Source organism: Kitasatospora sp. NPDC028055, assembly GCF_040637885.1.
GTDB lineage: Bacteria > Actinomycetota > Actinomycetes > Streptomycetales > Streptomycetaceae > Kitasatospora.
In genome coordinates this window covers 24760-48155 of the sequence record NZ_JBEZXE010000039.1, presented here as the reverse complement: position 1 = coordinate 48155, position 23396 = coordinate 24760, and the positions used below count along the sequence as shown (strand labels likewise).

At 72.8% G+C, this 23396-nt stretch carries 16 protein-coding genes and 2 tRNA genes; 13 read left to right on the top strand and 5 right to left on the bottom strand.

Annotation, left to right across the window (positions count from 1 at the left end):
• Nucleotides 1-91: 91 nt before the first annotated feature.
• From AB0F71_RS30150 to AB0F71_RS30135, 4 genes are all read left to right on the top strand, one after another.
• The gene (locus AB0F71_RS30150; RefSeq protein ID WP_360240777.1) at nt 92-1072 is read left to right on the top strand and encodes an ABC transporter permease; all 981 of its coding nucleotides are present in this window, start codon (nt 92-94) and stop codon (nt 1070-1072) included.
• Nucleotides 1073-1088: 16 nt separating this feature from the next.
• Nucleotides 1089-2063 (top strand): ABC transporter permease, encoded by a 975-nt coding sequence (locus AB0F71_RS30145; RefSeq protein ID WP_360240774.1) that lies wholly within the window; start codon nt 1089-1091, stop codon nt 2061-2063.
• Nucleotides 2060-4135: an ABC transporter ATP-binding protein gene (locus AB0F71_RS30140; RefSeq protein WP_360240771.1), complete on the top strand. Its 2076-nt coding sequence runs from the start codon at nt 2060-2062 to the stop codon at nt 4133-4135. Before AB0F71_RS30145 ends, AB0F71_RS30140 begins: the two co-directional genes overlap by 4 nt.
• An 84-nt stretch (nt 4136-4219) precedes the next feature.
• Nucleotides 4220-4293, top strand: a tRNA-Lys gene (locus AB0F71_RS30135).
• A 117-nt stretch (nt 4294-4410) separates the two neighbouring features.
• Here AB0F71_RS30135 and AB0F71_RS30130 read toward each other — a convergent pair.
• Both AB0F71_RS30130 and AB0F71_RS30125 read right to left on the bottom strand, forming a co-directional pair.
• On the bottom strand, nt 4411-5286 hold the full coding sequence (locus tag AB0F71_RS30130; protein ID WP_360240768.1) for an alpha/beta hydrolase: 876 nt from the start codon (nt 5284-5286) through the stop codon (nt 4411-4413).
• Nucleotides 5283-6203, bottom strand: a complete 921-nt coding sequence (locus AB0F71_RS30125; protein ID WP_360240765.1) for a DUF998 domain-containing protein — start codon at nt 6201-6203, stop codon at nt 5283-5285. The genes AB0F71_RS30130 and AB0F71_RS30125 overlap by 4 nt, the downstream gene beginning before the upstream one ends.
• Before the next feature lie 125 nt (nt 6204-6328).
• Here AB0F71_RS30125 and AB0F71_RS30120 point away from each other — a divergent pair.
• The 3 genes from AB0F71_RS30120 to AB0F71_RS30110 all read left to right on the top strand — a co-directional run bounded on the left by AB0F71_RS30120 (nt 6329) and on the right by AB0F71_RS30110 (nt 10262).
• Nucleotides 6329-6402 (top strand) — tRNA-Lys (locus AB0F71_RS30120).
• Between the two features lie 223 nt (nt 6403-6625).
• Nucleotides 6626-9019, top strand: a complete 2394-nt coding sequence (locus AB0F71_RS30115; protein WP_360240762.1) for a transglycosylase domain-containing protein — start codon at nt 6626-6628, stop codon at nt 9017-9019.
• Between the two features lie 178 nt (nt 9020-9197).
• Nucleotides 9198-10262: an EamA family transporter gene (locus AB0F71_RS30110; RefSeq protein WP_360240759.1), complete on the top strand. Its 1065-nt coding sequence runs from the start codon at nt 9198-9200 to the stop codon at nt 10260-10262.
• Here the strand turns inward: AB0F71_RS30110 and lepB are convergent.
• Together lepB and AB0F71_RS30100 are read right to left on the bottom strand one after the other, a co-directional pair.
• Entirely contained in the window at nt 10225-11046 is an 822-nt protein-coding gene (gene lepB / locus AB0F71_RS30105) for a signal peptidase I (RefSeq protein WP_360240756.1), read from the bottom strand. The genes AB0F71_RS30110 and lepB overlap by 38 nt on opposite strands.
• A gap of 174 nt (nt 11047-11220) precedes the next feature.
• On the bottom strand, nt 11221-11556 hold the full coding sequence (locus tag AB0F71_RS30100) for a chorismate mutase (protein WP_360240753.1): 336 nt from the start codon (nt 11554-11556) through the stop codon (nt 11221-11223).
• Nucleotides 11557-11826: 270 nt separating this feature from the next.
• On the opposite strand from AB0F71_RS30100, the gene AB0F71_RS30095 reads away from it, so the two are divergent.
• Both AB0F71_RS30095 and AB0F71_RS30090 read left to right on the top strand, forming a co-directional pair.
• A complete protein-coding gene (locus AB0F71_RS30095; protein ID WP_350504848.1) occupies nt 11827-12252 on the top strand; it encodes an OsmC family protein in 426 nt (141 codons plus the stop codon).
• Nucleotides 12253-12669: 417 nt separating this feature from the next.
• On the top strand, nt 12670-14865 hold the full coding sequence (locus tag AB0F71_RS30090) for an EAL domain-containing protein (protein ID WP_360240749.1): 2196 nt from the start codon (nt 12670-12672) through the stop codon (nt 14863-14865).
• Here AB0F71_RS30090 and AB0F71_RS30085 read toward each other — a convergent pair.
• The gene (locus tag AB0F71_RS30085) at nt 14841-15932 is read right to left on the bottom strand and encodes an LLM class flavin-dependent oxidoreductase (RefSeq protein WP_360240746.1); all 1092 of its coding nucleotides are present in this window, start codon (nt 15930-15932) and stop codon (nt 14841-14843) included. The two genes, AB0F71_RS30090 and AB0F71_RS30085, sit on opposite strands and share 25 nt — an antisense overlap.
• A 686-nt stretch (nt 15933-16618) precedes the next feature.
• Between AB0F71_RS30085 and AB0F71_RS30080 the strand changes: the two genes are divergently transcribed.
• The 4 genes from AB0F71_RS30080 (at nt 16619) to AB0F71_RS30065 (ending at nt 23348) form a co-directional block, all read left to right on the top strand.
• Nucleotides 16619-17206 carry a VTT domain-containing protein gene (locus AB0F71_RS30080; protein WP_360240857.1) on the top strand — a complete coding sequence of 196 codons (588 nt, stop codon included), beginning with the start codon at nt 16619-16621 and terminating at the stop codon, nt 17204-17206.
• A 320-nt stretch (nt 17207-17526) separates the two neighbouring features.
• Nucleotides 17527-18807 (top strand): hypothetical protein, encoded by a 1281-nt coding sequence (locus tag AB0F71_RS30075; RefSeq protein WP_360240743.1) that lies wholly within the window; start codon nt 17527-17529, stop codon nt 18805-18807.
• 450 nt (nt 18808-19257) lie between these two features.
• Complete coding sequence (locus AB0F71_RS30070; RefSeq protein WP_360240740.1) at nt 19258-21366, top strand: cellulose synthase catalytic subunit; 2109 nt, start codon at nt 19258-19260, stop codon at nt 21364-21366.
• Between the two features lie 122 nt (nt 21367-21488).
• Nucleotides 21489-23348: a kelch motif-containing protein gene (locus AB0F71_RS30065; RefSeq protein ID WP_360240854.1), complete on the top strand. Its 1860-nt coding sequence runs from the start codon at nt 21489-21491 to the stop codon at nt 23346-23348.
• Nucleotides 23349-23396: the final 48 nt, after the last annotated feature.

Genomic DNA, 23396 nt, shown 5'->3' with positions numbered 1-23396 from the left:
CCAGCTGAGGCCCTGACCGGGCCCCGACCGAAGGCCACCCGCCGATGCCCACCAGACGCGTCGCCGCCGCCCCCACCCCGGGCGGCCGCTGATGCTCCGCTACCTGTCGAAGCGGCTGAGCTACTACGCGGCGCTGCTGATCGCCGCCGTGTTCCTGGCCTACGCGATATCCGCGAGCGCCCTGCAGCCGCGCACCTACTTCGACGCCAAGGTGCCGCGCCCGTCCGCCGCCTCGGTCGAACGCCAGCTCACCGCGCTCAACCTGAACGACCACACCCCGGTCGTCGAACGCTTCGGCCACTGGGCCGGCGGGCTGCTCCACGGCGACCTCGGCCGGACCATCCACGACACCCCGGTCACCGACGACTTCGGCCGCCGGGTCTGGGTCTCGCTGCGACTGCTGCTGCTCGGCAGCCTGCTCGGCACCGTCCTCGGTGTCGCCGCCGGGGCCTGGAGCGCCGTACGCCAGTACCGGATCTCGGACCGGCTGCTCACCGTGGTGTCCTTCGTGCTGCTCTCCACCCCGGTCTTCCTGGTCGCGCTCTTCCTCAAGAACGGCGCGATCGCCGCCAAGGACGCGGCCGGCCACGAGGTCGTCCCGTTCACCGGCTACGAGACCCCCGGGCTGGCCGGCGGGCTCGGCGCCCACCTCGCCGACTGGGCCCTGCACCTGCTGCTGCCCACCGTCTCGCTCGCCCTCGGCGGCCTCGCCACCTACAGCCGCTACCAGCGCGGCACCATGCTCGACGTGCTCGGCTCCGACTACCTGCGCACCGCCGAGGCCAAGGGCCTCACCCGGCGCCGGGCCCTGCTCAAGCACGGGCTGCGCACCGCCGTGATCCCGATGTCGACGATGTTCGCCTACAGCTTCCTGGGCATCTTCACCGGCGCGATCTTCACCGAGACCATCTTCGGCTGGCACGGCATGGGCGAGTGGCTGATCCAGTCGATCAACGAACAGGACGTCAACTCCGTGGTGGCGATCAACCTGTTCACCGCCGTCGTCGTGCTCGCCTCCGGCTTCCTGGCCGACACCCTGCACGCCGCCCTCGACCCGCGCGTGCGGTCCTGACCGGAGGGAGACCGAGATGACCGCCCTCTCCGTGGAACCCGTCGAGCCTTCCGGCCCCGTCGGCTCCGCCGGCCCCGTCGAGCCGCCCGGGCCCGTCCCCGCCCGGGGGACCGGCCGCGGCCGCCTCGTCCTGGCCCGGCTGCTCGCCGCCCGCAGCGCCGTGGCCGGAGCCGTCGTCGTCCTGCTGCTGTTCGCACTCGCCTTCGGCGGCCCGTACCTGACGCCCTGGGACTACGCCGCCCCCGACTTCACCGCGCTGCACCAACCCCCGTCCGCCGAGCACTGGTTCGGCACCAACGGGGTCGGCCAGGACGTGTTCGCCCAGACCGTCCGCGGGCTGCAGAAGTCGCTGATCATCGGCCTGCTGGTGGCCCTGTTCTCCACCGTGCTGGCCTCGCTGGTCGGCGCCTGCGCCGGCTACTTCGGCGGCTGGACCGACCGGGCCCTGATGTTCCTGGTCGACCTCCTGCTGGTCTTCCCCAGCTTCCTGATCATCACCATCGTCTCGTCCCGGCTGAAGAGCGCCGGCTGGATCGCCTTCGTGCTGCTGCTCGCCCTGTTCAACTGGATGATCACCGCCCGGGTGGTCCGCTCGATGACTCTCTCCCTGCGCGAGCGCGAATTCGTGCGCGCCGCACGGTTCATGGGAGTGCGGCCGCTGCGGATCATCAGCCGGCACATCCTGCCGAACGTCGCCTCCTTCCTCATCATCGACGCCACCATCGCCGTCGGCGGCGCGGTGATGAGCGAGACCGCGCTCTCCTACTTCGGCTTCGGGGTCAAGGCGCCGGACGTCTCGCTCGGCACCCTGCTCGCCGCCGGAACCAGCGAGGCCCCGGTGTTCCCGTGGATGTTCTACTTCGCGGCCGGGCTGCTGGTGCTGTTCGTGCTCGCCGTCAACCTGGTCGGGGACGGGCTGCGCGACGCCCTCGACCCCACCGCCGGGGGCGCACCGCGCCGCACCCGCCGCCTTCGGAGGAAGCAGAAGTGAGCACCGCCGTCGAGACCCCGCTGCTCGCCGTCCGGGACCTGCGGGTGGACTTCGCCGGACCGCACGGACCGGTGCCCGCCGTACGCGGGGTGGACCTCACCCTGCACCGCGGCGAGACCCTCGGCATCGTCGGCGAGTCCGGCTCCGGGAAGTCCGTCACCGCGCTGTCCGTGCTCGGGCTGCTGCCGGGCACCGCCCGGATCGACGGCTCGGTGCGGCTGGACGGCCGGGAACTGGTCGGCCTGCCCGGCAGGGAACTCGCCGCGATCCGCGGCCGCCGGGTCGCCATGGTCTTCCAGGACCCGCTGTCCGCCTTCACCCCGGTCTACCGGATCGGCGACCAGATCGCCGAGGCCGTCCGGATCCACCAGCCGGTCGACCGGGCCACCGCCCGCCGCCGGGCCGCCGAACTCCTCGACCTGGTCGGCATCCCGGCGCCCGACCGGGCCCTGGACAGCTTCCCCCATGAGTTCTCCGGCGGCATGCGCCAGCGCGCCATGATCGCCATGGCCATCGCCAACCAGCCCGACATCCTGCTCGCCGACGAACCCACCACCGCACTGGACGTCACCATCCAGGCCCAGGTGCTCGACGTGCTGCGCACCGCCCGGGAGGAGACCGGCGCGGCGCTCGTACTGGTCAGCCACGACCTCGGGGTGATCGCGGGGGCGGCCGACCGGGTCGCCGTGATGTACGCGGGCCGGGTGGTCGAGACCGCCGGGGTGGACGAGCTGTTCGCGGCCCCGCGCCACCCGTACACCCTCGGGCTGATCGGCGCGCTGCCCCGGCTGGACGGGCGCGGCGGCCCGCTGGTGCCGATCCCCGGCACCCCGGCGCCGATGGCCGAACTGCCGCCCGGCTGCCCGTTCGCCGCGCGCTGCCCGCTCGCGGAGGAGCGCTGCTCGACGGCGGAGCCCGCGTTGAGCGGGGACGACGGGCACCGGGCGGCCTGCGTGCGCTCGGCGGAGCTGGCCGAACGGCGACCCGCCCCGAGCGAGGTGTACCCGGTGCCGGAGCTGCCCCCGGGGCCCGCCGCCGGGGACCGCTCGACCCGGCCGCAGGTGCTCTCGGTGAGCGGGCTGGGGAAGACCTTCCCGCTGCTCAAGGGCACGGTGTTCAAGCGGAAGGTCGGCGAGGTCTACGCGGTGGACGGCGTCGACCTGGACCTGCGCCAGGGCGAGACCCTCGGCCTGGTCGGGGAGTCCGGCTCCGGCAAGTCCACCACGCTGTTCGAACTGCTGAGCCTGAGTGCCCCGGAGACCGGCCGGATCGAACTGCTCGGCCACGACACCGCCCGGCTCACCCGGGCCGAGGCCCAGCGGCTCCGCTCCGAACTGCAGATCGTCTTCCAGGACCCGATGGCCAGCCTCGACCCCCGGATGCCGGTCGGCGACATCGTCGCCGAGCCGCTGCGCGCCCAGCACGCCCCGCGCGAGGAGATCGCCCGCCGGGTGCCCGAGCTGCTCCGCCAGGTCGGGCTCGACCCGGAGCACGCGGTCCGCTACCCGCACCAGTTCTCCGGCGGGCAGCGCCAGCGGATCTCCATCGCCCGGGCCCTCTCCGTCCGGCCCAAGCTGCTGGTACTGGACGAACCGGTCTCCGCCCTGGACGTCTCGATCCAGGCCGGGGTGCTCAACCTGCTCCAGTCGCTCAGGGCCGAACTCGGGCTGTCCTACCTGTTCGTCTCGCACGACCTCTCGGTGATCCGGCACCTCGCCGACCGGGTCAGCGTGATGTACCTCGGCCGGACGGTCGAGCAGGGCCCGGTCTCCGCCGTCTTCGAACGGCCCCGGCACCCGTACACCCGGGCGCTGCTCTCCGCCGTGCCGCTGCCCGACCCCGCCGCCGAACGCGCCCGCGACCGCATCCTGCTGGCCGGCGACCCGCCCTCCCCCACCGAGCGCCGCGCCGGCTGCCCGTTCCGCACCCGCTGCCCGCTCTACGCCGGGCTCGCGGACGCCACGGCCCGAACGCGCTGCGAGCAGGAGCGGCCGACCCTGGACGGCGACCGGGCGGGGGCCGGGCCCGAGACGGAGGGCGACCACCGGGCTGCCTGCCATCACCCGGGGTGACGACACAGTCCTAACTCCCGGTGGCCACGCGATTACGATTCGGCGGAACGGGCTGCCGACGTGTACTGTCTTCCACGTCAGCAGGCGCCGCTAGCTCAGTTGGTTAGAGCAGCTGACTCTTAATCAGCGGGTCCGGGGTTCGAGTCCCTGGCGGCGCACAGACAGCCGGAAGGCCCTTCGCGAGAGCGAAGGGCCTTCCGGCTTTTTCGGCGTTTCCGGCGTTTCCGGCGTTTTCGGCCCTCGGGACACCTTCCGTCCGGGGCCGTCCGGGGCCGTCAGCCGGTGTCGAGGACGGCGGAGGCCACCGCGTCCGGACGGTCGAACATCACCAGGTGCCCGGCCGGCGCCGTGGTTCGGAAGTCCGCCCCGAGCAGCGTCGCGAGCTCCCGCTGGTCGGCCAGCCAGGACTCGGTCCGGCTGGTCCGGCAGCCGTCGTCGGCGGCCAGCACGGTGATCGGCAGGTCCTCGGGCAGCGGCCGGGCCCGGCGCAGCGCGTCCAGCTCGGCGGCCATGTCGAGGTAGCGCCCGTTCTCCCGGAGCAGCGCGCGCAGGGCCCGTCCGGTGCGGTAGCAGTGCCGGACCAGCAGGGGCGGGGCCAGGTCCTCCCGGCGGACGGTGGACAGCCGGGCGGTCACCCGGCGGGCGGTCGGGCCGAGCAGGTACGGCACGGCGAGGGCGGTCGCCGCGCCCGCCACCACCCGGGCCGCGAGGTCCCGTACGGCCGGTGCCGGGTAGGGGCGGGCCGCCGCTTCGACGCTGCCGTCGACCAGGACCAGCCCGGCGGTCCGCTCGGGGTGCAGCCGGGCGAAGGCCTCCACGTGGAAGCCCGCGAGCGAGTGGCCGACCACCGTGCAGGGCCCGCCCAGCCCCAGGCCGTCCAGCACCGCGCGGATCCGGTCGGCCTCGCCGACCACCGTCGGGGCGGGCCGCCGCCCGGTGGCGGGCTCGGCGGCGCTGAGCCCGTAACCGGGCCGGTCGAAGCGGATGACCGTGCGGTACGGGGTGAGGAACGGGACGACGAGGTCCCAGTCGAACCAGCTGCTGCCGAGACCGCCGGTGAGCAGGCAGATCGGGCCGCTGCCCTCGGTGCGGACGTGCAGCGGGACGCCGTCGACGCGCAGGAAGCGGGCATTGGCGGCGGGCGCGCTCACGCCGGCCTCCGGTCGGCGGCCTGCGGTGCCGCCGGGGCGGCCTGCGCGCCCGGAGTGTCCTGGGCGTCCTCCGGAGCGGGCAGCACCTGCGGGGCGGACGAGCGGGCGACGGCCACGGCCAGGACGGCCAGCCAGAGCGCGACCAGCAGCACCTGCAACCGCTGCCCGGCACCGAGCGCCCAGGTGCCGCGACCGGCCTGGAAGGCGGCGATCGCGCCGAGGCTCCAGCCGGTGGCCAGCAGTTCGGCGCCGAGCAGCCAGGGGCCGAACCGGCGCACCGCCGGCCAGCGGTGGTGGCGACGGGCGAGGACGGTGAGCGCGACCAGTCCGGTGAGCGCGCCCAGCATGGCGAGGCTGCTGCTGACAGCGTGGGCGGTGTGGGTGGCGGGAACCAGTCCGGCGGTCTCCCGGGCCGCGCACATCTCGTCGCTGGTGGGGGCGCAGCTGAGCGGCAGCCGGGAGTCGGCGGCGGTGGCCGCGCCGAACAGTGCCAGGGCGGACCAGCCGACCAGCGCCCAGCGGTTCCGGCCGGGGTCCGCAGAGTGCCGACCAGGGCCCGCGGGGTCCTGACCAGGGGCCGAAGCACGTCGACCGGGTGCCACGGCGTTCCGGGCCTGCCCGGTGGCGAGGGCGGTGACGGCGGCGGCGAGCACGCAGAGCCCGGCGGCGAGGTCGGTGGCCCGGAAGAGGCCGCCCAGCGGCTGGTCCTCGGCGGCGAGCTCGCTGATGTACGCCTGCACCGGGTCGAGCCCGGTGCTGAGCACCACCTCCAGCACCCACGCCGTGTACGCCACCGCGCTGAGCAGCAGCAGCGCGGCGACCGCGGTCCGTGCGCGCCGGTCCGACGGCCGGCGGCGTCGGGAAGGGGGCCGCGGGTGGGTTCGGGGGCGGGGGTGTCCGGGCTGGGGGCTGGGCACGTTTCCACCCTAACCGGGCACGAACTCCGCCCCAACCGGGAGGAAACGGTCACCCGCGGCGCCCGGCGGACCGACCGTGGTGCAGGGCACCCCCGGGGACCGTGTATTGTTTTCCAGGTCAGCAGGCGCCGCTAGCTCAGTTGGTTAGAGCAGCTGACTCTTAATCAGCGGGTCCGGGGTTCGAGTCCCTGGCGGCGCACAGACAGTTGGGGAGCCTCTCGCAGCAGCGAGGGGCTCCCCGATTTTTTGGCCCTTGATGTCCGTTTTATGTGTGATGTCGGTCTCGATTGCCGCTCCGGTGGAGCCATGGGGCCCGCCCGGCTCGTCCAGGGCAGTAAACCGGAATCGGGACAAAGGTCCCTAACCGCCGATGTCCCCGTCTGTGCAGGCTGGCCCGGTCCGCCCGCAGGAAAGGCCGCGCCTTGTTCCGAAACGCCCAGAGCGGCCGGTCGCCGATCGACCTCCGGCCGGTCAAGCGACTCAAGCGCTCCACCACCACCCCGGGTGGCAAGAAGCCGCGCCGCCCCAAGCGCACCGGCTGGCGCCGGCTGATACCCACCTGGCGGATGACGCTGCTCGGCCTCGCCTCGGCGCTGCTGCTCGGCGTCGGCCTGTTCGCGCTGGGGATCGCGCTGGTGAAGGTGCCCGACGCGCACGCCGCAGCGACCGCGCAGAGCAACACCTGGCTCTACTCCGACGGCTCGGTGATCACCCGCACCGGCCAGACCAACCGGCAGAACGTCGGCCTGGACAAGGTCTCCCCCGCCGCCCAGCACGCGGCGCTGGCCGCCGAGGACCGCAACTTCTACAACGAGGGCGCCGTCAACGTGCAGGGCCTGGTCCGGGCCGCCCTCAACACCGCCAAGGGCGAGGGCACCCAGGGCGGCTCCACCATCACCCAGCAGTACGTGAAGAACACGTACCTGGACCAGAAGCAGTCCATCACCCGCAAGGTGAAGGAGCTCTTCATCGCCATCAAGGTGGACGCCACCATGAGCAAGGACGACGTCCTCTCCGGCTACCTGAACACCTCCTACTACGGCCGCGGCGCCTACGGCATCCAGGCCGCCGCCCAGGCGTACTTCGGCGTCGACGCCTCCGCGCTCAACGCGGCCCAGGGCGCCTACCTGGCCACCCTGCTGAACGCCCCGAGCGCCTACGACGTGGCCACCGCGACCCCGGCGGGCAAGCAGAACGCCGTCAACCGCTGGAACTACGTCATGGACGGCATGGTCAAGGAGGGCTGGCTCGGCGCCGACGAGCGGGCGAAGACCACCTTCCCGGACGTCAAGGACCCACAGCCCAACCCGGGCCTGTCCGGCCAGTCCGGCTACCTGGTGGACGCGGCGACCCAGTACCTGACCTCGAACAACGTCATCAGCGAGACCGAGCTGGCCAAGGGCGGCTACACGATCAAGCTGAGCATCGACCCGGCCCGTCAGCAGGCCCTCCAGGACTCCGTCCAGGCGCAGCTGCACGACACCCTGAACCCGGACAAGCGGAAGAAGGACGCGGCCGCCCAGGCCGGCGCCGCCTCCGTCGACCCGAAGACCGGCGCGGTGGTCGCCCTGTACGGCGGCGTCGACTACGTGAAGCACTACGTGGACAACGCGACCCGGCGCGACTACCAGGCCGGTTCGACCTTCAAGGCGATCGCGCTGGCCGCCGCCTTCGAGAACAACGCCAAGACCCAGGACGGCCGGACGGTCACCCCGCGCACGATCTACGACGGCACCAGCGGCCGCAAGGTCCGCGGCGGCAAGAGCACCCCGTACGCGCCGCCGAACGAGGGCGACGTCAGCTACGGCCAGATCTCCCTGCAGCAGGCCATCGACAAGTCGGTGAACTCGGTGTTCGCCCAGCTCGCGCAGGACACCGGGCTGCAGAAGGTCAAGGACACCGGCATCGCGCTGGGCCTGCCCGCCAACACCCCGGGCCTGGACCCGGTGCCCTCCATCCCGCTGGGTGCGGCCACCCCGAGCGTGCTCGACATGGCCGGCGTGTACGCCACCCTGGACAACGGCGGCAAGCAGATCACCCCGTGGCTGGTGCAGTCGGTGGACCGCGCCGGCGAGGCCGTGCAGCTGCCGGCGCACAAGACCACCCAGGCGATCAGCGCGGACACCGCCAACCAGGTCACCTCGATGCTCCAGGGCGTGGTGAGCGACCCGGGCGGCACCGGCTTCCGGGCCCAGGCGCTGGGCCGCCCGGCGGCGGGCAAGACCGGCACCACCGACGACCAGAAGTCCGTCTGGTTCGTCGGCTACACCCCCGAGCTGGTCACCTCGGTGGCGCTGTTCGGCCAGGACCCGGGCACCGGCGCCCAGGTCAGCCTGAGCGGCGTCGGCGGCATCAACGGCGCGGCGGGCGGCCAGTTCCCGACCCAGATCTGGACCGCCTACATGAAGGCCGCGCTCAAGGGCCAGCCGGTCAGCGACTTCCCGACCCCGGCGGACGGCGGCGACTCCGGCGCCACCGACGTTCCGACGGCCCCGAGCACGCCGAGCGGCACCCCGTCGACCGGCGGCGCCACGCCGAGCACCGGCGCGGGCAGCCAGCAGGGCGACAGCTCGGGCACCGGCTCCACCGGCTCCGGTTCGGGTGGCGACTCCGGTTCCGGCGGTTCGGGCACCGGCCCGACCACCGCCCCGACCGGTCAGCCGACCACCCAGCCGACCTCGCGGCCCACCGTTCGGCCGACCCCCAAGCCGACGCCGACCAGCAAGCCGACCACCGACCCCACCGCTCAGCCGACCACCCAGCCCACCGGCGGGACGGACGTGTCCAACGGGGCGGCGGCAGGGTCCGGGGGCTGACCGCCTCCCCGCTCCGCCCGCACCACCCGCTCCGTCCGCTCTCCTCGGCCGGACCACCGACCTCGGGTCGGTGGTCCGGCCGACGTTCGTCACCGCGCCTCTACGGACAGTTCAGACCAGGATCAAATGCCGATATGGCGCCTTACCGAGACATCGGTAGGACTGTCACAATGCGCCAGTGCACAGATCAACGGCCTCGCCCACCCTCCCTTCGGGCAGAACCCTCGGCCTCGGCCTCGCGCTGGTCTCCGCCTTCGCCTTCGGCGGCTCCGGCACCGCGGCCAAGCCACTGATCGAAGCCGGCCTCTCCCCCCTGCACGTGGTGTGGCTCCGGGTCACCGGGGCGGCCGTCGCCCTCCTCCCGATCGCCTACCGGCACCGCGACGCCGTGCTGCGCCGCCCCGGCCTGCTGATCGGCTTCGGCCTGCTCGCCGTGGCCGGCGTCCAGGCCTGCTACTTCGCCGCGATCTCCCGCATCCCGGTCGGCGTCGCCCTGCTCATCGAGTACCTCGGGCCGCCGCTGCTGATCGGCTACGTCAGGTTCGTCCAGCGCAAGCCGATCAGCCGGGGCGCGGCCGTCGGCGCCGGCGTCGCGGTGGCCGGGCTGGCCTGCGTGGTGGAGGTCTGGAACGGCCTGAGCTTCGACGCGCTGGGCGTGCTGTTCGCCCTCGGCGCGGCCTGCTGCCAGGTCGGCTACTTCCTGCTCGCCGACGCCGGTCGCCGGGGCGAGCGCCCGGTCGACCCGCTGGCCGTCAGCGCGTACGGGCTGCTGATCGGCGCCGTCCTGCTCACCGTCCTCACCCGGCCCTGGCAGGCCGACTGGGGCCTGCTGGGCGGATCCGTGGTGATGAACGGGCACAGCCTGCCCGCGCTGATCCCGGCCGCCTGGATGGTGCTGGTCGCGACCGTGCTCGCCTACCTGACCGGCGTGATCTCCGTCGGGTACCTCTCGCCGCCGATCGCCGGGGTGGTGGCCAACCTGGAGGCGGTGGTCGCCACCGTGCTGGCCTGGGTCCTGCTCGGCGAGCACCTGGGGCTGCCGCAGGTCGCGGGCGGTCTGCTGGTCCTGGCGGGCGCCTTCGTCGCGCAGACGAGCCGGCCGGCGGCGGAGAAGGCGGATGCGGAACCGCTGGAGGCGGCGACGGTGGGAGTGCCGACGGTGGAGGCGGGGGCCGCCGGTACGGCCGGTGCGACGGCGTCCCGGGTCAGCGGCCGGTCCAGCCGAACCAGTCGAGGTGACTGACCGGCCACACCACGGCCGCCACCGGGCCCACCACATTGCCCACCGGCACGGCGCCGCCCCCCGGCCCCTGCCGGTGCCAGCGCGAGTCCGCCGAGTCACTGCGGTGGTCGCCCTCGACCCAGATGTAGCCCGAGGGCACCTTCACCGGGCCGAAGTCCAGCCCTGCACAGGAGTCGTCGCCCGGGTGGAGGTACGGCTCGTCGACCTTCCTGCCGTCCACGGTCAGCGTGGTGCCCGTGCACTGCACTGTCTGGCCGCCGGTCGCGATGACCCGCTTGACCAGGTAGTTGTCGTCCTTCGGCGGCACCAGCCCGGCGAAGCTCAGCACCGAGCTCACGGCGTTCGTGAACGGGTTGGTGTCGACCGGCTGCGGCGGCAGCCAGTTCCCCGGGTCCTTGAACACCACCGGCTGCCCCGGCTCGGGCGTCCAACCGGTCAGCGGCGCGAGCTTGTTCACGCCGACCCGGTCGCCGACCCGCAGGGTGTTCTCCATCGAACCGGACGGGATGGTGAAGACCTGGAACAGGCAGGTCTTGATCAGCAGCGCGACCACCAGGCCGACCGCCACCATCGCCGGGATCTCGATCCACCACGGCCGGGGACGGCGCCCCGCCCAGCGGGCCTTGCGACCGCGCGAACCCCCGGCCCGGCGGCGGGCCTCGGCGCGCCCACCGGACGCGGCCGGGGCGGACTGTGCCTGCGGCCCGTCCTGGACGTCCCAGGCGGCTGGTACCGCGGATCCGCTGGGAGCTCCGCTCGGCGTTTCGGGCAGGTTCACCGCCATCGTCGCTGCTCCACCTCTCCGGCTGGGGAAACCTGCACGCTACGCCAACCGGGGAGCCGTACGAAATCCGGGCCTTAGGGCGTGTCTTGTGGATCAGGCCAGGCCCTAGCCGCCTCCGACATCGCGGCGGCAGCTCGGAGCACGGCCGGAGCCGCCGCAGCGCTGTCCTGGAGGTCAGGCGCGGGCGATGGCCTCGTGGTGCCTGATGACCTCGGCGATGATGAAGTTCAGGAACTTCTCCGCGAAGACCGGGTCGAGCTTGGCCCCGGCGGCCAGCTCCCGCAGCCGCTTGATCTGGTCCCGCTCCCGGGCCGGGTCGGCCGGCGGCAGCTTGTGCTCGGCCTTGAGGCGGCCGACCCGCTGGGTCGCCTTGAAGCGCTCGGCCAGCATGTGGACCACCGCGGCATCGATGTTGTCGATGCTCTCGCGCAGGCTGGTCAGCTCGGCCCGCACCGCGTCGTCGATCCCCGCCGGCACACCGGCGTCGGGGGTCGTGGGCTGGTCCGTCATCGGGGCGGCTCCCGGTGTCTTGGGTGGTCACCCGACCGTACGGCGGCCGGGCTCGGACCCCGGCAAATCTAACAGGGCTCTCGCGCCGGACCGGCACCGTCCGGGGAACCGTCCAGCATCCGGACGGCAGGAGCGGGCGCCGGCGGGAACACGGGAGGACCGCGGCCCTGCCGCCCGTCGCCCGGCTCCGCGGCGGGCCTGCCCGTAGTCTGGTGCGTGCATGACCGGAAGTGACGACTCAGCAGTCCCTCAGCACTGGAGGAACCGATCGTGGCAACCACCCGCACCGCCCGCACGGCCTGGGAGGGCGACCTCCTGCACGGCAAGGGGCAGGTGACCTTCGCCTCCTCCGGGATCGGCGAGTACCCCGTCTCCTGGCCGGCCCGCGCCGAGGAGCCCAACGGCAAGACCAGCCCCGAGGAACTCATCGCGGCCGCCCACTCCGCCTGCTTCTCGATGGCCCTCTCCAACGGCCTCACCAAGGCCGGCAACCCGCCCACCACGCTGGACACCCAGGCCGACGTCACCTTCCAGCCCGGCACCGGCATCACCGGGATCCACCTGACCGTCACCGGTGCGGTCCCCGGACTGGACGAGGCCGGCTTCGTGAAGGCCGCCGAGGACGCCAAGGCCAACTGCCCGGTCAGCCAGGCCCTGACCGGCACCACCATCACCCTCACCGCCAAGCTGGCCTGACCGCGCCCCCGGCCCGTCCGGGGGCGCACTCCGGCCCCGCCCCCGGCGCGCAACCAGCGTCCGGGGGCGCGCCAGCGGCGCACGCGCTCCCGGCACACCTCAGGTGATGTGTACCGGGGGCGTCCGAACGTTCCACCACGCTTGATGGCAAACGGGGCGAATCACCCTGCCGGCGGTCACCGCGCGTTGCCGTCGCGGCCTATGATCGGCCGCAGCGCCCTGTTCTCCACCCGGGTCCCCGCGCGGCAGCGCCCCACGGCGGACGCACCGCAGCGGACCGGCCCCGAGGCCCCGACAGAGTGCGGAGCCGGCCGCCGGGATCCCGACCGGCCAGGCAGACCATCGTCAAGCGTCAGCAGCGGACGGGAGCATGCCGTGCCGGGCCAGAACGAGGGGGCCGACGCACACCACCCAGGCGTGCGACACGAGGAATCGTCACATCACCGCGCGTCCCACCACCGCCTCCTCGCCTCGCCGGTCCTCGATCCGGTCGGGCTCGCCGCCGGCACCTCCGGCGTCCCCGTTCCCCCGGCCGTGGCCACCACCGCGACCACGACCGCGACCACGGCCCGCGTCACCCTGGAGGACCCGGAGGGTCCGGAGGTGCGGCTCTGCCCCACCTGCTCGGCCCCCTTGGCCGACGGTGCGCACCCGGGCGACCCGGACGGCGCCGACCACGCGGGCGGCGGGACCGACCGACTGCTGGCGGCCCTGCAGGCCAGCGAGTCCCGCTTCCGGGCGGCCTTCTGCGACGCCGTCATCGGCATGGCCCTGATCGACTCCGAGGACCGGATCATCGAGGTCAACCCCGCCTTCGCCGCCCTGATCGGCCGCGGCGTCGGCGAGTTGGCCCGCATCCACCTGCACGAGATCGTCGACCCGGAGGGCCTGCCGCACCGGCTCTTCGACGGGCTCGTCCACGGCGAGCGGGAACGGTTCCGCGTGGAGAAGCAGCTCCGGCACCGCGAGGGCCACACGGTCTGGGGCAAGGTGACGGTCTCGCTGATCCGGGACCCCGCCGGGCAGCCGCTCTACACCCTCGCGCTGGTCGAGGACCTCACCGAGCAGCGCCGGCTCGGCGACCGCCTGGAGTACCAGGCCCTGCACGATCCACTGACCCGGCTGCCCAACCGGACCTCCTTCTTCGAGCGGCTCGACGCCGCCTGCCTGCCGGTCGCCGAGGCCACCGCGGTGAAAGCGCGCCGGGTGGGCGTCTGCTACCTGGACCTCGACGGCTTCGCGGCGATCAACGAGACCCTCGGCCACCACATCGGCGACCAGCTGCTGATCGCCGTCGCCGCCCGGCTCCGACGCGGACTCACCCGCACCGCCGACGATGCCGACGATGCCAACAACGCCGCCGCCGACGGGCAGGAGACCCACCTGGTGGCCCGGATGGGCGGCGACGAGTTCGCCGTCCTGGTCCCTGACAGCGACGGCAGCGAGCAGCTGACCGCCCTGGCCGGGCGGATCCTTGAGCTGCTGGAACGTCCCTTCGACGTCGCCGGGCACCGGCTGGTGGTCACCGCCAGCGTCGGCGTCGTCGAACGGTCGGTGCACGAGACCACCCCGACCGACCTGGTCAAGGACGCCGACGCCACCCTCTACTGGTCCAAGGCCGACGGCCGCGCCCGCTGGACCCTCTACGACCCGGACCGCGGAGCCCACCAGCTGACCCGTCAGCTCCTCGCCACCGCGCTGCGGCCGGCCCTGGAGCGCGGCGAGTTCACCATCGAGTACCAGCCGCTGGTCGGCCTGGCCGACGGCACGGTGCGCGGCGCCGAGGCGCTCGTCCGCTGGCGCCACCCCCGCTACGGAACCCTCTCCCCCGACCGCTTCATCCCGCTCGCCGAGGAGTCCGGCGCCATCGTGCCGCTCGGCAAGTGGGTGCTGGAGGAGTCCTGCCGCCAGGCCCGACAGTGGCTCACCGAGTTCCCGGACACCGAGACCTTCGTGAGCGTCAACCTGGCGGCCCGCCAGATCTGGGACTCCGACGTGGTCGCCGACGTCGCCCGCGCCCTCGAGAGCACCGGCCTGCCCGCCCGGCTGCTGCAACTGGAGATCACCGAGAGCGCCCTGCTCGGCCCCGGCGGCCGCCCGTTGCAGGCCCTGCAGGCGCTCGCCGACATGGGCGTGCGGATCGCGATCGACGACTTCGGCACCGGCTACTCCAACCTGGCCTACCTGTCCCGGTTGCCGGTGCACGTCCTGAAGCTCGACGGGACGTTCATCGAGGGCTTCCGGGACCCGGCCCCGGCCGCGGCGCTGAGCGCCACGGCGACGACGGCGGCCACGACGGCCACGACGGCCACGACGGCCACAGCAGCAACCGCGGCCGACCGGTCGGCCGTCCCCGAGCTCCGCTCCCGACGCAGCGACGCGGACGAGCAGATCGTCGGCGCGATGGTGCAGCTGGCCCACACCCTCGGACTGACCGTCACCGCGGAGGGCATCGAGAGCGCCGCCCAGGCCGAGCGGCTCCGGCTCACCGGCTGTGACACCGCCCAGGGCTGGTACTTCGCCCGACCGGGCGAGGCCGCACTCGTCGCGGCCATACTCCGCGAGGGCCGCCCCGCCCCGAGCGGCCGTCAGACGGACGCCGTCAGGCCGTAGGCCTCGGCGATCAGCCCGTAGGAGCGGAGCCGGGCCTCGTGGCCGTGGATGTGCGAGGTGACCATCAGCTCGTCCACGCCGGTCCGCTTGCGCAGGGCCTCCAGGCCGTCCGCGACCTGGCCCGGGTCGCCGAGCACCACGTTGTCCAGCCAGTTGTCGACGAAGTCCGCCTCGACCGGGCTGTACGGGTACTCCTCCGCCTCCTCCGGGGTGGGGATCGGGCCGGGGTTGCCGCGCCGCAGCCGGAGCATGCCGAGCGCCGCGGACCGGGCGAGGCGGCGGGCGGCGGTCTCGTCCTCGGCGGCGACCGCGCTCACGCCGATCAGCGCGTACGGCTCGTCGAGCACGGCGGACGGGCGGAAGGACGTCCGGTACAGGTCCAGGGCCGGAACGGTGTTGGCGCTGCTGAAGTGGTGGGCGAAGGCGAAGGGGAGGCCGAGCCGGCCCGCCAGCTGGGCGCTGAAACCGGAGGAGCCGAGCAGCCAGACCGGCGGGCGGCCCTCACCCTTGGGCACGGCGGTCAGCCGCTCGTACGGGTGGCCGGCGGGGAAGTCCCCGTCGAGGAAGTGGGTCAGCTCGGAGAACTGGAGCGGGAAGTCGTCCGCGCCCTCGGCGACGCCGCGGCGCAGTGCCCGGGCGGTGGCCTGGTCGGTGCCGGGGGCGCGGCCGAGTCCGAGGTCGATCCGGCCGGGGTGCAGGGCCTCCAGCAGGCCGAACTGTTCGGCGATGGCCAGCGGGGCGTGGTTGGGGAGCATGACACCGCCCGAACCGAGGCGCAGCGTGGTGGTGTTGGCCCCGAGGTGGGCGATCAGGACGGCCGGGGTGGAGCTGGCCACTCCGGGCATGCCGTGGTGCTCGGCGACCCAGAAGCGGTGGTAGCCCCACTGCTCGGCGCGGCGGGCCAGTTCGGTGGTGGCGGCCAGGGCCTCGCTGGGTGTGTAGCCGACGCCGACGGTGGCCAGGTCGAGGATCGAGAGCGGAGCGGGGGCCGTACCGCGGGCGGTGCCCCGGATCGCCTCGTCGGCCGCGGGCCCGGTTCCGTGCTCCTGCTGGTCCTCGGTGGTCATGCCGTCCGCCTCCTCGCTGTCGTGGTCCGGCTCTCCTCCGAGCCGTCCGTCGGCGGCGGCCGCGGGTCTCGGACGGCCCGGCGGTCGCTGCCGACCGGGGTCAACCACGGTCAGGGGCTCGCTGTTCCCGTACCGACCGTCGGATGTCGGTGCGGTTCGCGTGCGGTTCGGATGAGATTCGGATGAGATTCGAGCGCGCCCGGGGGCGGGTTCGGCCCGTCCTCGACGGCCGCCCGACCGACCGTTCGGATGACTCAGCGCCAGCGGGTCGACACGGATGGCGACTTTCCGCCAGGGTCGGAAGTCGCCAGCCGGCACGCTCGCGATCGGCCACCGGCATCGGGCAGGCTGATGATCAGGAGCTGGACCACCGAGCGGGTCCGTGTTCCGTCAGCAAGGTCGTCGGGCTGGACCAGCGCCGATCGATCGCTGCGAGCCCCCGGTGCGGCACCCCGCCCCGGGGGCTCGTTCCGTTTCCGCCACCGCCGCCACGGCCGCAGCCCTCGTCCGTTCAGGCCGGCCCGTCGGCGCCGGGCCGTCGAGTGGCCCCGCAGGCCGTGGCCCCCACTGTGACCTCCGGCTCACCGGGGTGCTTCATGGCATGAAAAGTCGAAGCGCTAGCGTTGACCTCAGAGCCACCTGCTCCACCAGGGCGGCGTGGTGGAGGGAGTAAGGCCTTGAACTTCGTGGCGGCGATCGGATCCTCGTGGATCTGCGCCCTTGCGCTCTTCGCCGTACTCGGCGACGCGCTGCTCCCCTTCATCCCGAGCGGCACGCTGGTCATCCTGGCCGTGCTCAAGACGGCCCAGATCAACGGCGCCCCGGTGCTGCTCGGCCTGGGCGTGGCGGTGGCCTCCTTCCTGGGGGACGTCCTCCTGCTCCACCTGGCCCGGCGCGGGGCCCCGCTGCTGCAACGCCGGCTCGCCCAACGTCCGAAACTGGCGGCCAGCGTGGCCAGGGTCCAACAGTCGCTGATCGAGCGCCCGCACGCCGGGGCGGCCGCGATGGTGGTGATCGCGCGGTTCGTGCCGGCCGGGCGGACCGTCCTGGACCTGGCCATCGGCCACTCCCCCGACCATCCGCACCGCTTCCTGCACTGGTCGGCGCTGGCGGCACTGGTCTGGGCCGCGTACATCGTGACGCTGGGCTGGCTGAACAGCCACTGGTTCAACACCGCCTGGCTGAGCCTGGCGGTCTCCTGCGCGGCGGCCACCGCCGTCAGCACCGCGATCGCGCGAATAGTGCGCCGCCACCGGCGGCTGGCCGTGGTCTGAGCGGTCCCCGGAACGACCGGTGGTGTCCGATGAGCGTCCGGCACCGAGTGCCGACGAACTCTGACCGGGCCCGGCGGGGCGGCGGTACCGTACTCCCCTGACGGCACGCGATGCGAAGCGTCACAGGACCGCAACAGACGACGAATCCCTGCAGCCCGGCCGGGCGCCCCCGGCGTGTTCACTGTCGTCGGAGCCCGGCGACCTTGGAAGCCGCTGCGGCGACATGGCATGCTAACGGCGGAAAATTCATCAATTGCCCGATTTGACCGGTGCGGCCCGGACCGCCCTTACCCCCGGTCGATCGGCAGCCAGGGGAGACCATGACCAGCATCTCGCGCAGGACGGTGCTCAGTGCAACCGCTGCGACCGCGGCCCTCGGCGCGGTCTCGGCCTGTTCCAGCGGCGGATCCGGTTCGGGGCAGAACTCCACCTCACCTTCCTCCGGCGGCAACGCCAACGCCGGCCAGAGCGGCACCACCGACCCGACCCAGGCGGTGGTGCCCAAGGGCGCCCCGATCGGCGACGGATCCACCGCGGACACCGGTCCGCAGCCGAACCAGCCCAAGCCCGAGAAGCTCAAGCCGGGCGAGCGCCCGCCGCAGTTCGTGGTCTTCTCCTGGGACGGCGCGGGCGGCACCGACGACGGCCAGTTCCCCCGCTTCCTCAAGCTGGCGGAGCAGTACAAGGCCACCATGACCTTCTTCCTCTCCGGCATCTACGCCCTGCCCAAGGGCAAGTCCCAGCTGTACCACCCGCCGAAGCACGCGGTCGGCGCCTCCGACATCCCCTACCTGTCGGACGGCGCGGTCAAGAGCACCCTCAAGCTGGTCAGCCAGGCCTGGCTCGCCGGGCACGAGATAGGCACCCACTTCAACGGGCACTTCTGCTCCAGCCGTCCGGACAAGAACGGGGTCAACATGTGGACCCCGGACGACTGGCAGAGCGAGATAGACCAGGCGGTCTCCTTCGTCACCCAGTGGCGGACCAACACCGGCTTCACCGACGTCGACCCGCTGCCCTTCGACTATAAGAAGGAGCTCATAGGCGGCCGCACCCCGTGCCTGGAAGGCCAGAAGGCGCTGCTTCCGACCATCGCGAAGCTGGGCTGGAAGTACGACGCGAGCTCCTCCGGCGGGCTCCAGATATGGCCGCAGAAGGTGCAGGACGGCAAGATCTGGGACTTCCCGCTCCAGTCCATACCCTTCCCCGGGCACACCTTCCAGGTCCTGTCGATGGACTACAACATCCTGGCCAACCAGTCCAACGGCAGCACCAAGGGCGACCCGGGCAAGTACAACGACTGGCGCACCCAGGCGACCAACTCCTACCTGGCCGGGTTCGACCGCGCCTACAACAGCAACCGCGCGCCGTTCTTCGTCGGCAACCACTTCGAGCAGTGGAACGGCGGCATCTACATGGACGCCGTCGAGGAGGCCCTCAAGGCGATCGCGGGCAAGCCCGAGGTCCGGCTGGTCTCCTTCAAGCAGCTGGTCGAATGGCTGGAGGTGCAGGACCAGTCGACCCTGCGCAAGCTGCGCACCCTCAACGTCGGCCAGGCGCCGTCCGGCGGCTGGGAGAGCTTCCTCGGCGCGGCGGGCTGACAGGCCGCCCTCCGCACCCGGCCGGATCGCACCTGGGGCAACAACTCCCCTCGGCGGTCCGGCCGTTCGCATACCCGCCGCGGCGTCGTTCACTCGCCGCCGGGCCGAATTCCGCTGCATTAGCACCATCGCGAGCCACCGTGGCCGGGAACCGTACCATCTTCACGCCTGAGCCGCGATCGTCGTGTGGAACTGTTGCGATCAGCGTTACGCTCCAGGAGAGTTGAGCAAGCCACGGATCCCCTCGCGCCCGCTGGGGAAGCTGGACAGCGCACCGGGATCCCGCATTCGAAGCCGTCGTGCCGGCCCACAACCGATCCGGTCGCACACACTCCACGTACCGCGTTCCCGGTACGGGATTCCCGGTATCGCGTTCTGCCCGGGCGGCTCCGGGGGCGAGGCGAGCACCGCCGAGCACAGCAAGCCGCAGAACTCCGGGGGGAGCACGTCATGACCGACCCGTCCGCGCGACGGAAACACGCCGGAACGACCCGCGAGGGCCGATCGGGCCGAAATCGCCGGGGCGCCGGGCAGCTCGACGAGGCCGCACTGCGGACCGAGCCGGTGCCCGAAGCCCCGTACGACTACGGCCATTTCAGCCGTCTGGCGGGCCCGGCCGTGGATCCGGGCGAGGACCGGGAGCTCGGGGCCGGCGTGTACCGACCGGAGCCGGACGGCGCGCGGGCGCCAGCAGGTGCGCGGCCGCCCGCAGGTACGCTGCCAGGCACCCAGCCGAGCACCCCGTACCGGGTCCAGTACCGGAGCCTGCTGCGCCACGATCCGCACCGGTTACGGGCCGCCCTGCTGCTGGTGGCGGCCCCCCTGGTGGAGGCGATCCTGCTGGTCTGGCTGCTGCTGCCGGAGCACTGGCCGGAGCGCCAGGACGAGACCAACGTCCTGGTGCTGCTCGGGGACAAGGTGATGATCGGCATCATCGCGGTGGTCGAGCTGTTCCGGCTGGTCAACGTGGTCTCCAACACCCACGCCACCCTGGTGGCCCGGGACCCGATACCGGTGACGCCGGAGTCCGGCACCCGGGTCGCGTTCCTCACCACCTGTGTGCCCGGCAAGGAGCCGCCGGAGATGGTGCGGGCCACGCTGCTGGCGGCGCGCGGCGTCCGGCACGAAGGACCGTACGACGTCTGGTTGTTGGACGAGGGAAACGATCCTGCAATGCGCGCCCTCTGCGCCGAACTGGGCGTCCGCCACTTCACCCGTTCCGGCCGGCCGCACTGGAACCGGCCGAAGGGGCGGTTCCGCGCCCGGTCGAAGCACGGCAACTACAACGCCTGGCTCCAGGCCCACGGCGACGACTACGACTTCTGGGTGTCCGTCGACACCGACCACGTGCCGCTGCCCGACTTCTGCGAGCGCATGCTCGGCTACTTCCGCGATCCGGACGTGGCATTCGTGGTCGGACCTCAGGTGTACGGGAACTACCGCAGCTCGGGTTCGGCCGTCACCAAATTCTCCGAGAGCCAGCAGTACCTCTTCCACGCACTCATCCAGCGCGCCGGAAACCGTTACGGCGCACCGATGTTCGTCGGCACCAACAACGCCGTCCGAATCCGCGCGCTCCGGTCGATCGGCGGGTTGTACGACTCCGTCACGGAGGACATGGCGACCGGTCTGGAGTTCCACCGCAACCGGAACCCGGAGACCGGGGAGAAGTGGAAGTCCGTGTACACCCCGGACGTCCTCGCCGTCGGCGAAGGCCCGTCCTCCTGGACCGACTTCTTCACCCAGCAACTGCGGTGGAGCCGCGGCACCTACGAGACCCTGCTCACCCAGTACTGGCGGGTGCTCTGGCGGCTGTCGCCCGGCCGACTGCTCAACTACACGCTGATGGTGGGCTTCTACCCGATGGCGGCGCTCACCTGGCTGCTCGGCGGGGTGTCCAGCGTGCTCTACCTGGGCTTCGGCGCCTCGGGTGTGCACGTCTCCTCGGAGCTCTGGATGATGCTCTACAGCGACGCCGCCGCGCTCCAACTCCTGCTCTACACCTGGAACCGCAAGCACAACGTGAGCCCGCACGAGCCGGCCGGCTCCTCCGGGGTCGCGGGCATGGTGATGTCGGCGCTCTGCGGCCCGGTGTACGCGGCCTCACTGCTCCAGACACTGGTGCGCCGCCGCGGCGGCTTCGTGGTGACGCCCAAGGGCCGGGAGGCCAGCGCCGACCGGCTCGGCACCTTCCGCTACCACCTGTTCTGGGCGGTGGTGTTCGGCGGCGCCGTCGCCGTGTCCTTCCGCACCGGCTACGACCACGTGGCGATGCGCACCTGGGCCTGCATCGCCCTGGGCCTGACCGTGCTGCCGCTGCTGATCTCGGCCGGCGACGCCGTCCGCCGCCTGCGCACCCGGCCCACCGCCACCCTGACCGTGACCGGCGACCCGGGCGCGGCGCCCAAGGTGCTGCTGGAGAAGCGCCGCCCGGCCCTCACCCTCCGCCCGGCCGCGCCGGACACCCCGACGGTCACGCTCCGCCTCGTCCGGCCCGCCGGCCCGGCGTCCGACGACCCGGCGCCCGACCGCGCAGAGAGCGGCACGCCCACCCGCTGAGCCGCCCCGCCCCGTACCAGTCCCGCCCGCCTCCCGAGGGGACCACCACCGTGAAGATCCACAAGACCGGCCGCACCAAGCGCTTCGCCCTCGGCAGCACCGTCGCGCTGACCGTCGCCGGGATGAACGCCCCGGCCGTCCTCGGCTTCGCCAGCGACCAGTACCACCAGTACGTGATCAACCGCCCCGAGTACAAGGCGCGGTACGGCCACTGGCAGACCCTGTCGCTGCCCGCCGAGTTCCGGGTCAACGCCGTCCACGCCACCCTGCTGCGCACCGGAAAGGTGCTGATCGTGGCCGGGTCCGGCAACGACGAGAAGCAGTTCAACGCGGGCACCTTCAAGAGCCTGCTCTGGGACCCGGCGAGGAACACCTACAAGCTGATACCCACCCCCGCCGACATGTTCTGCGGCGGCCACGCCTCCCTCCCGGACGGCCGGGTGCTGGTGGCCGGCGGCACCCAGCGGTACGAGAAGCTGGACGGCGCGGTGAAGAGGGCGGCCGGCGTGATGCGGGTGCGCAACGAGAGCCCGGAACACGACCGCACCTTCCCCAAGGGCACCCTGTTCGTCGCCCCGAACGGCCGGGAGTACGCCAGCACCATCCAGGTGACCGTCCCCGCCGCGACCAAGACCGGCGCCGGGAAGCAGACCGTGGTCACGGCCGGCGAGCAGCACGTGTTCGTCGAGGCGGTCGGCGAGGGCCGGGACTACGTGAGCAACTCCCCCGCCCAGTACCGGATCAAGGGGCTGACCGGCGTCGACGCCCACAACCTGTACGGGCAGAGCGAGAAGCTCACCCTGGACAAGCAGGACTACCAGGGCATCCGCTCCGCCTTCGAGTTCAACCCGGACACCGAGCTCTACGAGCAGGTCACCGACATGGCGCACGCCCGGTGGTACCCGACCCTGACCGGGCTGGGCGACGGCCGTGTGATCACCGTCTCCGGCCTGGACGACACCGGGCTGATCCTCAACGGCAACGACAACGAGATCTACGACCCGAAGGCCAGGACCTGGGCCAAGGGCCCCGACCGCTACTTCCCGACCTACCCGTCGATCTTCCTGACGGCGAGCGGCAAGCTCTTCTACTCCGGTTCCAACGCGGGCTACGGCCCCGCCGACAAGGGCCGCGAGCCGGGCCTCTGGGACCTGTCGAACAACGGCTTCCGGCCCGTCCCCGGACTGCGCGACCCGAAGCTGACCGAGACCTCCGCCTCGGTGCTGCTGCCGCCCGCGCAGGCGCAGAAGGTCATGGTGCTGGGCGGCGGCGGGGTCGGCGAGTCCCCGCTGTCCACGGCCCGCACCGACATCGTGGACCTGACCGCGCCCGAGCCCGCCTTCGTCCCGGGCCCCGACCTGCCGGCCGGCGGGACCCGCTACCTCAACAGCGTGGTGCTCCCGGACGACACCGTGTTCACCACCGGCGGCTCCAGCGGCTACCGCGGCCGGGGCGACAGCGACCTGCTCAAGGCCCAGGTGTACCACCCGGATTCCAACACCTTCAGCACCGCCGCCGAGCCCGCCGTCGGCCGCGACTACCACTCCGAGGCGCTGCTGCTGCCGGACGGCCGGGTCGCCGTACTGGGCTCCAACCCGCTGTTCGCCGACAAGGCCGAGACCCAGCCCGGCGGCTTCGAGCAGCGCATCGAGATCTACACCCCGCCGTACCTGTACCACGGCGACCGGCCCGAGGTGACGGCCTCGCCCGCGGCGGCGAAGCTCGGCGGCACCGTCCGGATCGGCACCGCCCGGCCGGACGCGGTGACCACCGCCAAGCTGATCCGGCCGAGTTCGGTGACCCACGTGACCGACGTCGAGCAGCGCTCGGTCGCCCTGGACATCACCGGGCGCACCGCCGACGGGCTCTCGCTCACCCTCCCGGGCAACCCGAACCTGCTGCCGCCCGGCTGGTACATGCTGTTCCTGACGGACGCGGCCGGCACGCCGTCGGTCGCCCGGTGGGTCCAGGTCACGGGCTGAGCGGACGGCCCCGGGCGGGGCGGGCGCCTGTGCTCAGGGCACCGCCTG

Coding starts and splice junctions, on each gene's coding strand:
- AB0F71_RS30150 (WP_360240777.1), top strand. CDS start 92: ATGCTCCGCTACCTGTCGAAGCGGCTGAGCTACTACGCGGCGCTGCTG.
- AB0F71_RS30145 (WP_360240774.1), top strand. CDS start 1,089: ATGACCGCCCTCTCCGTGGAACCCGTCGAGCCTTCCGGCCCCGTCGGC.
- lepB (WP_360240756.1), bottom strand. CDS start 11,046: ATGGCGGTGAACCTGCCCGAAACGCCGAGCGGAGCTCCCAGCGGATCC.
- AB0F71_RS30100 (WP_360240753.1), bottom strand. CDS start 11,556: ATGACGGACCAGCCCACGACCCCCGACGCCGGTGTGCCGGCGGGGATC.
- AB0F71_RS30085 (WP_360240746.1), bottom strand. CDS start 15,932: ATGACCACCGAGGACCAGCAGGAGCACGGAACCGGGCCCGCGGCCGAC.
- AB0F71_RS30075 (WP_360240743.1), top strand. CDS start 17,527: ATGACCAGCATCTCGCGCAGGACGGTGCTCAGTGCAACCGCTGCGACC.
- AB0F71_RS30070 (WP_360240740.1), top strand. CDS start 19,258: ATGACCGACCCGTCCGCGCGACGGAAACACGCCGGAACGACCCGCGAG.
- AB0F71_RS30065 (WP_360240854.1), top strand. CDS start 21,489: ATGAACGCCCCGGCCGTCCTCGGCTTCGCCAGCGACCAGTACCACCAG.